The organism is Kitasatospora sp. NPDC001175 (assembly GCF_053598215.1).
Genome location: NZ_JBSFJU010000034.1, coordinates 53387 through 65673 on the forward strand (window position 1 = coordinate 53387; position 12287 = coordinate 65673).

The following is a 12287-nucleotide window of genomic DNA, read 5'->3' on the forward strand; positions in this document are numbered from 1 at the left end:
CCGTCCGAGACCTGTCGGACTATCACGTACTCTCAGGATCGCAGGGCTGCCGCAGGCCGCAACAGCGGAGCCGGGAGGCGTCGGGATCAGCGCGGGTAGCCGTACTCACCGTGCAGGCGGACGAAGCACGCCGGAGCCAGCAGTCGCCCGTGGTCAAGCCCTTTCCCCGTCCGCCGGAAGGACATGACGTCGTCCCGCCCGCCCGGTCCGATCGGCTGGACGAGACGGCCGCCCGGCCTGAGCTGTTCGACGAGCGGTGCGGGGACCTCGGGGAAGGCGGCCGACACCAGGATCGCGTCGAAGGGCGCGCGCTCCGGCACTCCCAGACTGCCGTCGCCGACGAGCAGTTCGACGTTGCGCACGCCCTGCCGGTCGAGGTTCCGGCGCGCCTGCGCCACCAGGTCGGGCCACAGGTCGACGCTCACCACGTCGGCCGCCAGGTAGGCGAGCAGCGCGGTCTGGAAGCCGTACCCGGTACCGACCTCGAGCACGTGCTCGGTACCGGCGAGCGCGAGTCCCTCGATCATCCGGGCCGACAGCGAGGGCTGGGTGGTCACCTGGCCGTGCGGGATCGGCACGGGCCGGTCCCGCGCGGCCGCGTTCAGCTGGGCGGGAGGGACGAACCCGGTGCGCGGGATCGCGGCGAGCGCCGCCAGCAGCCTCTCGTCGCGCACGCCGACGGCACGCGCGGCGCGTACCAGTTCCTCGCCGCCCCCGTCCGCCGCTGCCACCGCGCTCACGCTCCGCGGCCCGGTCAGCCCTTGACGACGCCCAGCGGGACCAGCCGGGCGACGATCCGGGCCAGTCCGGCGCCCTCGGTGGCGGCGGCGACCTCGTCGACGTCCTTGTACGCCCGGGGTGCCTCCTCCGCCAGACCGCGCCAGGACGACGGGCGCACCGCGATGCCCCGGGCCTCCAGTTCGCCCCGGAGCTGCTCGCCGCGGACCATGCGCAGGGCGTGGTGCCGGCTCCAGACCCGGCCGGCCCCGTGACAGGCGGAGTGGAAGGCGTCGTTGCCCGGCAGGCCGACCATCACGTAGGAGGCGGTTCCCATGGTGCCGGGGATGAGCACCGGCTGGCCTGCCCGGGCGAGGTCCGGCGGCAGGCCGGTGTCGCCGGGCGGCAGGGCCCGGGTGGCGCCCTTGCGGTGGACGCACAGGTGCCGGCTCACGCCGTCGATCTCGTGCGTCTCCAGCTTGGCCATGTTGTGGGAGATGTCGTAGACCAGGTCGAGTCCGACCCCCGCCGCCGTGACGAAGGCGCGCCGGGCGGCCTCGGAGAGCAACTGCCGGTTGGCGCGGCCGTAGTTGGCCGCGGCCGCCATCGCGCCCAGGTAGTCGCGGCCGGGCGGGGAGTCGACGGGGGTGCAGGCGAGCTGCCGGTCCGGGACGGAGATCCGGTAGCGGTGCAGCGCCTCGTCCATGGCGTGGACGTGGTCGGTGCACACCTGGTGGCCCAGGCCCCGCGAACCGCAGTGGATCATCACACACACCTGGTCCGCCCGCAGGCCGAACACGGCCGCGGTGTCCGGGTCGTCGATCCGGTCGACCGCCTGGACCTCCAGGAAGTGGTTGCCCGAGCCCAGAGAGCCGACCTGGTCGATCCCGCGCTGGACGGCCCGCCGGCTCACCTGGCCCGGGAGGGCCCCGTCCAGGACTCCGTAGTCCTCGCAGCGCTCCAGGTCGCGCGGCACCCCGTGGCCGTGCTCGACCGCGTACCGGGCGCCGCCGACCAGCAGTTCGTCCATCTCTTCCGAGCCCGAGAGCTTCCACAGGCCACCCCGCCCCATTCCGCGCGGGATGGTGACGTCGAGGATGTCCATCAGCCGCTGCAGCCGGTCGTGGCCGAGCTCCGCCCGTTCGACCCCGGCGGCCAGCAGCCGTACGCCGCAGGAGATGTCGAAGCCGACCCCGCCCGGTGAGATGACCCCGCCCTCCGCGATGTCGGTCGCGGCCACCCCGCCGATCGGGAAGCCGTAACCCCAGTGCACGTCGGGCATGGCGAACGAGGCCCGGACGATGCCGGGCAGCGTCGCGACGTTCGCCACCTGCTCCAGCGCCCGGTCCCCCGCGACCTGCGGCACCAGCGCCTGCGAGGCGAACACCACACCGGGCACGCGCATCTGGTCCCGCTGCTCGATCCGGAAGCGGTACGGGCCCTCCTCCACCAGCACGACCTCCATGTCCCTCACCTCCAGTCAACCGTCAGCCGTCCGCCGCGCTCGCCCACCTCGGTGCCGAAGCCGGCGCACGCGCTGGTGAACCGCTCGCGGATCCACTCCCGTTCGCCGTCGCGGGCCACCCTGGTGTGGCAGTAGTCCAGGAACAGCGGCAGCGCCTCCAGTCCGGTGGGTGCCAGGTGCGCGGGGTCCGGCCCGGCCAGCGTCACCAGGAAGAGCAGCCCGAGGTCGTTGCGCAGCACCGGGTCGACGGCGTAGTCGTCGACGAAGTCACCCATGTCGTAGAGGATCCGGTGGGTCACACCGTGGAAGACGTGCGACGAGTGCCCGGCCACCAGCGTCGCGCCCGCATCGAGCAACTCCTTTGCGGCTGGCGGCACATGGGCCGGCGGCCGGGTGGTCATGTTGGGTCCCCAGTGCGGGGTGACCAGCACGGCGTCGGCCTCGTCCGCAGCCCGGGCGACCAGCTCGGCGAGCCAGCCGGGGACGCTCCGGTAGAGGTCGGCGAAGGCGACCCCGGGCCGGTTCTCGCCGGCCGCGAAGTCCTCCGGGTCGTCCGTGACGCCGACCACGGCGATCCGCGCCCCGCTGGCCTCCAGGACCGCGAACTCCCGGGCCGCCGCCAGGTCCGCGCCGGCGCCCACCGCGCGGACCCCCGCCCGGTCCAGCAGCGTCCGGGTGTCCGCCAGGGCGTCGAAGCCGTAGTCCAGGGCGTGGTTGTTGGCCAGCGTCACGCAGTCCACACCGAGTTCGGCGAGGATGCCCGCGGCAGCGGGCGGGGCGCGGAAGAAGAACGGCTTGCCCGGGTCGGGCCAGCGGTGCCCGCGGCCGGAGACGCAGCACTCCAGGTTGAGCACGACCAGGTCGGCCTGGGCGAGGGCGACCCGGACCGCCTGGGAGAGCAGCGTGCCCGGCGAGGGCGAGCGGCGCAGCTCCTCGGCCACACCGCGGCCGAGCATCGTGTCACCGGCCAGCGCCAGCGTGAGCTCCATCGACTCGGCCCGCCTTCCGCCCCCCGTTCAGACGTCGACGGTCACCCGGCAGCTCCAGCCGCCGGGGCCGCCCCGCAGGTGCAGGCCGTGCAGCGAGACCGCCTTGGGCACGGCGCCGACCGGCACGACCGTACCGGCGTCCGCCATGCTGAAGCGGACCGACAGGCTCCGGCCGTCCTGTGACCGCCGGACCTCCGCGCCGAGCGGGATCTCGCCGTCGGCGTCCATCCGGTAGATGACCTCCTCCAGGACGGACACCAGCAGGTCCTCGTCGCTCTGCGCTGTGACCGTGCACTCCCGCTGGCCCAGGACCTCGGCCTTCGAGGTGTCGGCGAAGCCGTCCACCACGGCCCGCACCGCCTCGCCGATGCAGCCCTCGATGCTCGGTGACCAGGCCTCGACGCACAGATCCGCCGTGTGCGGCACGGTCCGGTGGCCGCTACCGGGCCACTGCCGCCCGGCGGCTTCCCGACTGTCCATCATCGGCGACTCTCCGTCCGTCGCCCCTCGCGGCGCTCCCCTCGCCCCTTCCAGCCTGGTCCCGGCCGCGATGGCGGGCAAGCCCGCCGGATCGTTCGATCACGGCTCGGTACGCCGGCTCCGGCAGCCCGCCCGACCGTGCCCTGGTCACTGCTCTGACCTGGCGAAAGCTCCCGCCATTGTTCAGACAAGTTTTGCCTTATCAGGGTCGAACGCGCGTAGACGGGACCGAGAGCATGTCCTTCATGAAACTCAGGGGAATCCGGCAGAGCCGGACGAGCGCCCGCCGCCTGTACCGGGTGGCGGCGCTCTCGAGTGCGGGGGTACTGGCAGCCGCAGGGCTGATGGCGAGCAGCGGGGCGGACCAGGCCGCCGCGAGCGCTCACAGCTTCCACCCGCCGAAGATCAAGCACGTCTGGCTGTTCGTCCTGGAGAACAAGTCGTACGAAGCCTCGTTCACCGGACTCAACCAGAACAGCTATCTCTGGAAGACGCTGCCCCAGTACGGCGAACTGCTGCGCCAGTACTACGGCACCGGGCACTACAGCCTGGACAACTACATCAGCCTGGCCAGCGGGCAGGCCCCGGCACCGGACACCCAGGCCGACTGCCCCCAGTACAAGAACGTCTCCCCGGGCACGCCCGCGGCCGACGGCCAGGTCCACGCGACCTCCGGCTGCGTGTACCCCCGCTCGGTCCAGACGCTGTTCAACCAGCTCGACCAGAAGCAGGTCGGCTGGAAGGCGTACATGCAGGACATGGGCAACACACCGGGCCGCGAGAACCCGTACGGCTGCGGGATCCCGGGCGACCCGTCCGGCAACGGCGTTCCGGACCCGGGCGGCGCCACCGCGCAGGACCAGTACGTGGCGAAGCACAACCCGACCGCCTGGTTCCACTCGGTGATGGACAACCCGAAGGACTGCGCCAGGGTCGCTCCGCTGAACGGCCTGCCGGCCAGCGCGGGCCACCCGGCGGTCAGCGGTCTGGCCCAGGACCTCAAGAGCGAGAAGACGACACCCGCGTTCTCCTGGATCACACCGAACAACTGCTCCGACGCGCACGACTCCACCTGCCAGGGCGACAACGGATCCGGCGATCCGAACAACCACCAGGGCGGCCTGTACGCGTCCGACCTGTTCCTGCAGAAGTGGATCCCCCAGATCATGGCCTCCCCCGCCTTCCAGGACGGCGGCCTGATCGACATCACCTTCGACGAGGCGTTCCCCCCGTACAAGCTGTACGGCAACTCCACCGGTGACTACACCGGCAACAGCGATCCCAAGCTCAACACCCCCACCGACACCGCGCAGTCCGTGGTGGCATGCTGCAACGAACTGCCGGGCCCCAACACCAGCCAGCCCGGCGACCAGGCGTTCGGCCAGGACACCACTCCCGGCGGCGGCATCACCGGCTCGGTCCTGATATCCCGCTACATCAAGCCCGGAACCATCAGTGACCAGCCCTACAACCACTACTCCTGGCTGCGCAGCATGGAGGACCTGTTCCACATCACCCGGGGCGGCGCCGACGGCCACGGGCACCTGGGCTACGCCGGCACCCCCGGTCTGCGCCCCTTCGGCCCGGACGTCTACAACAACCCCAGCGGCCGGGCCATGCAGCCCGCCGCCCTGGGCAGCAACGGCGTCTACTCGGCCACCTCGGGCCAGCCGCAGGACCAACCCGCCGAGATCGCACCGGACTTCACCGGGGCGAGCGCAGCGCAGGACAGCCTGAAGCCGGGAGCCGGCAAGTGAGCAACCGCTCCACCGGCCGTGGCCGCGCCCTCATGGGGCGCGGCCACGGCCGCCGCCGTACCGTGAGCGTTCTGCTGGCGCTGGCCGCGCTCACCGGTGCGGCCGGCTGCTCGGAGAACCAGGACGACGCGAGCCATCTCGGACAGGTGCCGATCCCCAGCGCGCCGGCCTCGCCGATCGTGCCCACCGCGTCCCAGGGGCACGCGCAGCTGGTCGCGATGGGCGACGCCGTGGCACTCGACCTGGGCACCGGCCAGGGCCGGATCACCGCCACCGGCCCCGATCTGGATCTGCCGGCCCCCTCACCGGGGAGCGCTCCGCCCGAGCGATCGAAGGGCACCATCACGGTCCGGCTGCACGCCACCGCCGGCAGTGTCGACCTCGATCCGGCCACCTTCGCCCTGACCGACGAGCTCGGCCACGCCGTGCCGTTCACCGCGGACCGACCGTCGGCAACCGCGAACCCGGCTCAGGACGCGGTCTTCACCCTTTCCGCGGTCTTCGACGCGGGCCACTCGACGTTGAGCTGGTCGTCCGCCGGAAAGCCGCTGGCGACCTGGGACTTCGAGGTCGAGCTCGACTAAGGACGCCGTCGGAATTCGTCCGGTGTCGACACGGTCAGGCAGCGGCCGGGCGCGGTTGGACGCACCCGGCCGACGCCCGTCCTCACTCGTCGGTCTCGCGGCTGATCGCGACCCGCCGGGACGGCTTCTCGATCGGGCCGATCGGCGCCTTCACGGTCAGCACGCCCTTGTCGTAGCTCGCGGTGATGCCCTGCTCCTGGACTCCCTCGGGCAACCGGACACTGCGGGTGAAGGAGCCGTAGCGGAACTCCGTGCGGTGCTTCTCCTTCTGCTCCTCACGGCGTTCGGCGTGGATCGTCAGCACTCCGTTCTCGACCGTGATCTCGATGTTCCTCTCCGGATCGATCCCCGGAAGCTCGGCCTTGACCACGTAGGACCCGCCCTCCTTGGTCTCCTCGACCCGGATGACGTGTTCGTCGGGCATCAGACGCAGCTCGGTGGGGAAGTCCTCGAACAGCTCCGGGAACGGAGGCCACCAGTGCGGACGCCTGTGGAGCAGTTCGCCTGCCATCTCGGCCCTCCTCACTCGTCGGGATTCCTCCTTCCATCCTGCTGCGCGGGTGTGCTCGCTGCGAGGCCCCCGCATTCGGCGGCAGCGGCGGTCACGGAGAGCATCGATCCACCAACATCGCTGGCGGATCGGACGCTTCAGGCAAGGAACACCGTGCGGCCCGCCGCGCCGGGCACCGGAGGGGAGGCCGCGCTGGGCGGCTCACATCTCGGGTTCCCCGTCCTCGACCCGGTACGTCCTGGTCCACGTCTCGCCGCAGCGGCAGTGGAACTGCTCCACCAGCTCGCCGTGCTCGTTCACCCCGACTCCGCCGCCGAGGCGCACATGCACGTGATCACTCATGGTCCACCGCTTCCTGCTTCGTATCGGAACAGATTCCTCCCATGGTCCATGAGCACGGGCCGACACGGAAGGCCGCCGGATACGGATCCCGCTCCGCGAGACCGGTGCCGGACCGTCCGCTACCGGGCCGGGCGCTGCCCGCCTGGCGCACCCCGTCGGCGGGCAGCGCGGACCGCCACCCGAACCCCGGCCGGGACGGCGGCGAGCGCGACCGCCCCGGCCAGCAGCAGGCCGAGGGCACCGAGCAGTATCGACCCCTCCGCCGTACGCGGGTGGAGTCTGGTCCTCGTCATCATCTGGAACTCCCCTCTTGCCTGGCCCTGGTGGGCGGGATCAGCTGTCCGAGTGCGGGCCCGGCGGCGACCGGTCGCCGCCGGGCCCGGGACCGGGCGGGCGGCCCGGCCGGTCGCTGGGCGGCGACGGCCCCCAGGACGGGGTGGTCGAGCGGGCTCGCGGCCAGCCGATCCACGACCTCGGACAGCACGGCGCGCAGGCCACGGCCGGCGGCGGCGTCACGGCGGGCGGCAGCGGAGGCCAGTGCGGCACGGTGGAGCACGGCGAAGACGGACACGTCAACTCACCTTCAGGAAGAGCACGGTGGGCATCCCGGAGATGCCTCGGCCCAGGAATCCGGCAGGCGGCGACCGCAGGCTGCCGAGCCCGCGGTCAACGTGTCGAGCAGACTGACGCGCCGTCAGGACATCTGGGCGGCTAGCGCACACCGAGGAAGGACGAGAACAGGCGGGGGCAACGGCAACTATGGCCGTGACTACCGCATTCCATGTCCCTCGCCTCCTCCCGGCCGGGCGCGGGCCCGCGCCGTGTCGACAGGGCAAGGAGCGGACCGGCCTCGGCGGCCGGTTCACCCCGACTCGTCAGAGCTCTGGCACTTCACGGCGCGATCCGGCCCGCGAGCCGGAAGTCACTTGGGATCAACCCATGGGGCGGGAGGATCCGGCCCCGCCCGGGCGTCTCTCGACAGCTGGGATCGGTGGCCGTGTCCGTGAAGACGCCTCACCGAACGAGGTGCCTCTTCAAACGACGCAGAGCATAGTCCCTCCACCGAGCCAGGTCCGAACCCTTTGCCAGAACTTGACCGCCAACACCCTTGGCGGCACTCGCCCCACCTGCGTACGGGCACTCACCTGCGGCCGACTCCGGGAGTGTCACTCGGGTGACATACCGTCAGCTGCGGTAGAACCGTGGCATGCACCGCTCCCCGACCGCCACCTCCCGGCCCCTCGAGACCTCGCCGGCCACCCGTCGCCCGTCGCTCCCGCCCGGTGCCCGCCGTTCGCGCCGGTCGGCCGCCCTGGTCGCCCTGGCCACCACCTGCGCAACGGCCTGCGCCACCGGCTTCGCCCCACCGGCGGGCGCCGCCGCCCCGGCGGACCAGCTCCTGCAGCGGCAGTTCGCCGCCGCGGCAGCGGAGTTCAAAGTGCCGCAGCGCCTGCTGCTGGCACTGGCCTACCAGCAGACCCGCTGGGAGTCGCACCGGGGGCAGCCGAGCACCACCGGCAACTACGGCCCGCTCGGGCTGACCCAGGTGGACGTGGCTGCCGTGAACGCCGCCGCCGAGCGCGCGCAAGCCGAGACACGGGGGCGCGGTGACGACCGCCCGCTGCCGCAGCGCTCCGCCACCCCTGCCGCTCGGCGACTCGTCGACTCCCCCGCGCTGCACACCCTGGACGCCGCCGCCGAGTTGATCCACCGCCCGGCCGGGCAGCTGCGGAGCGATCCCACGCAGAACCTCCGCGGCGGGGCGGCGCTCCTGGCCCGGTACCAGCGGGACGTCGGCGGACCTCACTCCGCCGACCCGGGTGCCTGGTACGGCGCGGTGGCCAGGTTCGGCGCGGGCAGTGCCACGGGGCCGGAGGGTACGGCGGCCGGCCGGGTGTTCGCGGACCGGGTGTACCGGACCGTACGCACCGGCGCCTCCCGGGCCACCTCCGAGGGTGCGCGGGTGACGCTGCCGGCCGCCCCGGGGCTGGTGGTCACCCGGCCGCCGGGCCAGCCCGTGGCGAGGGCCGAGCGGCAGACGCCCGAGTGCCCGGAGAGCCTCGGGTGCGACTTCGTCCCCGCCGCGTACGCGCTGACCGACCCGAACGACCCGACCTCGTACGGGAATTACAACCCGGCCAACCGCCCCGATGACGGCCAGCAGATCCGCTGGATCGTCATCCACGACACCGAGAGCAACTACGCCGGAGCGCTCGCCGCCTTCCAGGACCCGCGCGAACAGGCCGCCGCGCACTACCTGGTGCGCGCCTCGGACGGGCAGGTCACCCAGTTGGTGCGCACCCGGGACATCGCCTGGCACTCCGGCAACAAGACCGTCAACATGCACAGCGTCGGGATCGAGCACGAGGGCTTCGCGCTTCCGGAGGACCGGCCGACCTGGTACTCGGAGCAGCTGTACCAGTCATCGGCCGAGCTGGTGCGCTATCTGGCCGCGCGCTTCGGCGTCCCGCTGGACCGACAGCACATCATCGGCCACGACGACGTGCCGGGACCGACCCAGGCCGACGTCGCCGGGATGCACTGGGACCCGGGGACGTTCTGGGACTGGGGCCACTACCTGGAGCTGCTGCGGGCACCGATCGGGCCCGGCACCGACGCCCCGCCGAAGGCCGGTGACACCGTCATCATCGCCCCGGCCTTCGACTCCTCCAACCAGCCCCCGGTCAGCGGGGTGCCGAACCGGCCGGAGAACTTCGTCTACCTGCGCACCCGACCGGCCGCCGACGCCCCGCTGATCAACGGCGGCACCACCAGGGCCGACGACTGGAGCGACAAGGCGGTGACCGGGACCGGTTACGTCGTCGCCGACCAGCAGGGCGACTGGACGGCGATCTGGTACGACGGGCAGAAGTGCTGGTTCTCCAATCCGAACGGACGCTCCGCCCGGACCGAACCGGCGGCCACCGACCAGGCGGAGCCCGACGCTACGGCCGGGCGGACGGTACTGACCCCGCGCCCCGGCCTCGCCTCGATCCCGGTGTACGGCCGGGCCTACCCCGAGGCCGCCGCCTACGCCCCCTACCCGGCCATCAAGCCGCTGCCGGTGGTCGCACTGCAGGCGACGGTCCCGGCCGGGCAGGCCTACCTCGCCGCCGACGACACCCCGGAGCCCGGCGACTACTTCTACGACCAGAACATCAACGGCGACGCACCCGACGACCGGACCCTGGTGGTCGGGAAGGACACCTACTACCCGATCCGCTACGACCACCGGCTCGCCTTCCTGAGGTCCTCCGACGTCCAGGCGGTCCGGCAGTGCTCCGGCGGTACCCCGTGAGTTGACGTCCTCGCCCCCGGCGGGTTCGGCCGGGCCGTCGGGACGACGGCGGTGCCGTGCGCACCGGCCCGGCCACCCCGTCAGGGCGCCTGCCGATGACCCTGCCGTCAGCGGCACGGGGAGTCGTACGCCGGCCTCCGCGCGGCTCCCCGTGCGCCGGTCACCCCGCCGTCGCCACCGTCCCCGCGGCCAGGCATTGGCGCAGCTCGGCGGCGCCCAGCAGGGCAACCGCGTGGCCGTCGTGCACCACGACCGCCGCCTCCAGGCCGCACTCGGTGAGTTCGGCCAGCGCGGCCTCGGCGGGCTCCCCGGTTCCGAACCGGGGCAGTGGCGCACCGAGGTGCTCGCCCACCGGGTCGTCGAGAGCCGCCCGGCCGCTCTGGACGGCGGCTGTCAACTCCTCCAGGGTCACCGATCCCGCCAGCTCGAGTGCGGTGGGCCGTCGTTCGGGGCCCGCCGGGCACGGCCCGGCGGGCAGTGCCGTCCGCGCACCGGCCGCGCGCAGTGCCGCCAGGGCGTCGGCGACGCTGGTCCGCCCGTTCAGGTAGGGCAGCTGCTGCTCCCGGGCGGCCGCCGGCACCGCGTCACCGACCCGGGCCGCGGCCGGGTCACCGTCCAGGAAGCCCAGCCGCAGCAGCCAGTCGTCGTCGAAGTACTTGGTGAGGTACTGCCGTCCGGAGTCCGGCAGGATCGCCACCACCACGGCCTCGGGCCCGGCCTCGGCGGCCACCGTGAGGGCCGCGGCCACCGCGGTGCCGGCGGAGCCGCCGACCAGGAGCCCCTGCTCGCGGGCGAGTCGGCGGATCGTCAGGATCGACTGCCGGTCGGTGATCGGTAGGACCCGGTCCACCACCTCGCGGTGGTAGGACTGCGGCCAGACGTCCTCGACGGTCTCCGGGTGCTTCCAGTGCCCGGCCGCTTCGACGAAGTAGGGGCGGCCGTCGCCGCCGGAGTAGACCGAGGAGGCCGGGTCGGCGCCGATCACCTGGACGGTGCCGCCACTGACCTCCTTGAGGTAGCGGCCGGTGCCGCTGATGGTGCCGCCGGTGCCGATGCAGGACACCAGGTGGGTGATCCGGCCTCCGGTCTGCCGCCAGATCTCCGGCCCGGTGCTCAGGTAGTGCGCCTCGGGGTTGGCCGGATTGTCGTACTGTCCGGCGAGCCAGCCGCCCGGTGTCTCCTCCGCGATCCGTGCCGCCGCGTTCATCACGTGTTCGGGGTGCTCGCGCGGCACTCCGGCGGCTTTGAGTACCACCTCGGCCCCGAACGCCCTCACCGCCGCGACCTTCTCACTGCTCGCGCGGTCCGAGAGCACGGCCACCATCCGGTAGCCCCTGGCGGCTGCGACCATCGCCAGCCCGAGACCGGTGTTGCCGGAGCTGGCCTCGACCACCGTGCCGCCGGGTCTCAGCAGCCCGTCGTGTTCGGCCTGCTCGATCATGCGGAGACCGATCCGGTCCTTCACGCTGCCGCCGGCGTTCAGGTACTCCAACTTGCCGTAGACGGCGGCGCTCTGGCCTTCGCCGGAAGTGCGCAGCCGCAACAGCGGTGTGTTGCCGATCAGTTCGGTCACAGACTCGTTGGCTTCCATCTCGGCACAGTAGCGAATCCCCGGGACCTGCAGAACGTGGATCTTCGCCCGTCCGAGTTACCGGTCGCCGGCGCCCTCGCGCCCCTCGCGGCGGACCCAACGCCCCCGGCGGCGGTGCCGCCGCGGCAGGGGGCACACTTGACTCATGACGCCCGATGACCTGAAAGCCGCCTGCCTGGACCTGAACGGGACGGCCGAGACCTTCCCGTTCAACGCCGACACCTCGGTCTTCAAGGTCGGAGGCAGGATGTTCGCCCTCAGCGCGCTCGACGCCGTCCCGCTCTCCGTGAGCCTGAAGTGCGACCCCGATCTCGCGCTGCGGCTGCGCGCCCGGTACCCGGCGATCACCGGCGGCTGGCACCTCAACAAGCGCCACTGGAACACCGTCCGGCTCGACGGCTCCGTCCCCGACCGCCTGGTCCGCGAGATGATCGAGGACTCCTACGACCTGGTGGTCGCGAGCCTTCCGCGCGCCGAACACCTGCGGCTGGACTGGCCCGGCGAGCGGGCCCCCGAAGCGGACGAGCGGGCCCCGAAGGCACACTGACGCCGG

13 protein-coding genes and 1 riboswitch are annotated in these 12287 nt (G+C 72.6%); of the genes, 4 read left to right on the top strand and 9 right to left on the bottom strand.

Annotated features, from left to right (window positions below):
- Window positions 1–86: 86 nt before the first annotated feature.
- The 4 genes from ACWDAK_RS23595 to ACWDAK_RS23610 are packed head-to-tail and all read right to left on the bottom strand — an operon-like array spanning window position 87 to window position 3651.
- The gene (locus tag ACWDAK_RS23595; RefSeq protein ID WP_344639392.1) at window positions 87–731 is read right to left on the bottom strand and encodes a protein-L-isoaspartate(D-aspartate) O-methyltransferase; all 645 of its coding nucleotides are present in this window, start codon (window positions 729–731) and stop codon (window positions 87–89) included.
- Between the two features lie 23 nt (window positions 732–754).
- On the bottom strand, window positions 755–2182 hold the full coding sequence (locus tag ACWDAK_RS23600) for an RtcB family protein (protein ID WP_344639393.1): 1428 nt from the start codon (window positions 2180–2182) through the stop codon (window positions 755–757).
- Between the two features lie 5 nt (window positions 2183–2187).
- Window positions 2188–3171, bottom strand: a complete 984-nt coding sequence (locus tag ACWDAK_RS23605) for a CapA family protein (protein ID WP_344639394.1) — start codon at window positions 3169–3171, stop codon at window positions 2188–2190.
- A 27-nt stretch (window positions 3172–3198) separates the two neighbouring features.
- Window positions 3199–3651, bottom strand: a complete 453-nt coding sequence (locus tag ACWDAK_RS23610) for an archease (RefSeq protein WP_344639395.1) — start codon at window positions 3649–3651, stop codon at window positions 3199–3201.
- 245 nt (window positions 3652–3896) lie between these two features.
- On the opposite strand from ACWDAK_RS23610, the gene ACWDAK_RS23615 reads away from it, so the two are divergent.
- On the top strand, window positions 3897–5408 hold the full coding sequence (locus tag ACWDAK_RS23615; RefSeq protein WP_427394614.1) for an alkaline phosphatase family protein: 1512 nt from the start codon (window positions 3897–3899) through the stop codon (window positions 5406–5408).
- Window positions 5405–5992, top strand: a complete 588-nt coding sequence (locus tag ACWDAK_RS23620; RefSeq protein WP_427394613.1) for a hypothetical protein — start codon at window positions 5405–5407, stop codon at window positions 5990–5992. The genes ACWDAK_RS23615 and ACWDAK_RS23620 overlap by 4 nt, the downstream gene beginning before the upstream one ends.
- Window positions 5993–6074: 82 nt before the next feature.
- Here ACWDAK_RS23620 and ACWDAK_RS23625 read toward each other — a convergent pair whose 3' ends face one another.
- The 4 genes from ACWDAK_RS23625 to ACWDAK_RS23640 form a co-directional block, all read right to left on the bottom strand.
- Window positions 6075–6503, bottom strand: a complete 429-nt coding sequence (locus tag ACWDAK_RS23625; RefSeq protein WP_427394612.1) for an Hsp20/alpha crystallin family protein — start codon at window positions 6501–6503, stop codon at window positions 6075–6077.
- Between the two features lie 201 nt (window positions 6504–6704).
- The gene (locus ACWDAK_RS23630; protein ID WP_344639399.1) at window positions 6705–6845 is read right to left on the bottom strand and encodes a hypothetical protein; all 141 of its coding nucleotides are present in this window, start codon (window positions 6843–6845) and stop codon (window positions 6705–6707) included.
- Between the two features lie 119 nt (window positions 6846–6964).
- Window positions 6965–7138, bottom strand: a complete 174-nt coding sequence (locus ACWDAK_RS23635) for a hypothetical protein (RefSeq protein ID WP_344639400.1) — start codon at window positions 7136–7138, stop codon at window positions 6965–6967.
- Window positions 7138–7416, bottom strand: coding sequence for a hypothetical protein (locus ACWDAK_RS23640; RefSeq protein WP_427394611.1), 279 nt, complete (start codon window positions 7414–7416; stop codon window positions 7138–7140). The genes ACWDAK_RS23635 and ACWDAK_RS23640 overlap by 1 nt, the downstream gene beginning before the upstream one ends.
- A gap of 288 nt (window positions 7417–7704) precedes the next feature.
- Window positions 7705–7878, bottom strand: a riboswitch (M-box (ykoK) riboswitch).
- Window positions 7879–8052: 174 nt separating this feature from the next.
- On the opposite strand from ACWDAK_RS23640, the gene ACWDAK_RS23645 reads away from it, so the two are divergent.
- Window positions 8053–10143, top strand: a complete 2091-nt coding sequence (locus tag ACWDAK_RS23645) for an N-acetylmuramoyl-L-alanine amidase (protein WP_427394610.1) — start codon at window positions 8053–8055, stop codon at window positions 10141–10143.
- Between the two features lie 160 nt (window positions 10144–10303).
- Here the strand turns inward: ACWDAK_RS23645 and ACWDAK_RS23650 are convergent, their stop codons facing one another.
- The gene (locus ACWDAK_RS23650) at window positions 10304–11734 is read right to left on the bottom strand and encodes a pyridoxal-phosphate dependent enzyme (protein WP_427394609.1); all 1431 of its coding nucleotides are present in this window, start codon (window positions 11732–11734) and stop codon (window positions 10304–10306) included.
- Window positions 11735–11879: 145 nt separating this feature from the next.
- Here ACWDAK_RS23650 and ACWDAK_RS23655 point away from each other — a divergent pair, with 145 nt between their 5' ends.
- Window positions 11880–12281: an MmcQ/YjbR family DNA-binding protein gene (locus ACWDAK_RS23655; RefSeq protein WP_427394608.1), complete on the top strand. Its 402-nt coding sequence runs from the start codon at window positions 11880–11882 to the stop codon at window positions 12279–12281.
- The last annotated feature ends 6 nt before the right edge of the window (window positions 12282–12287 follow it).

Excerpts from the sequence above, each read along its gene's own strand:
- ACWDAK_RS23600 (WP_344639393.1), bottom strand. The coding sequence starts at position 2,182 with ATGGAGGTCGTGCTGGTGGAGGAGGGCCCGTACCGCTTCCGGATCGAG.
- ACWDAK_RS23605 (WP_344639394.1), bottom strand. The coding sequence starts at position 3,171 with ATGGAGCTCACGCTGGCGCTGGCCGGTGACACGATGCTCGGCCGCGGT.
- ACWDAK_RS23610 (WP_344639395.1), bottom strand. The coding sequence starts at position 3,651 with ATGGACAGTCGGGAAGCCGCCGGGCGGCAGTGGCCCGGTAGCGGCCAC.
- ACWDAK_RS23615 (WP_427394614.1), top strand. The coding sequence starts at position 3,897 with ATGAAACTCAGGGGAATCCGGCAGAGCCGGACGAGCGCCCGCCGCCTG.
- ACWDAK_RS23625 (WP_427394612.1), bottom strand. The coding sequence starts at position 6,503 with ATGGCAGGCGAACTGCTCCACAGGCGTCCGCACTGGTGGCCTCCGTTC.
- ACWDAK_RS23630 (WP_344639399.1), bottom strand. The coding sequence starts at position 6,845 with ATGAGTGATCACGTGCATGTGCGCCTCGGCGGCGGAGTCGGGGTGAAC.
- ACWDAK_RS23635 (WP_344639400.1), bottom strand. The coding sequence starts at position 7,138 with ATGACGAGGACCAGACTCCACCCGCGTACGGCGGAGGGGTCGATACTG.
- ACWDAK_RS23645 (WP_427394610.1), top strand. The coding sequence starts at position 8,053 with ATGCACCGCTCCCCGACCGCCACCTCCCGGCCCCTCGAGACCTCGCCG.
- ACWDAK_RS23650 (WP_427394609.1), bottom strand. The coding sequence starts at position 11,734 with ATGGAAGCCAACGAGTCTGTGACCGAACTGATCGGCAACACACCGCTG.
- ACWDAK_RS23655 (WP_427394608.1), top strand. The coding sequence starts at position 11,880 with ATGACGCCCGATGACCTGAAAGCCGCCTGCCTGGACCTGAACGGGACG.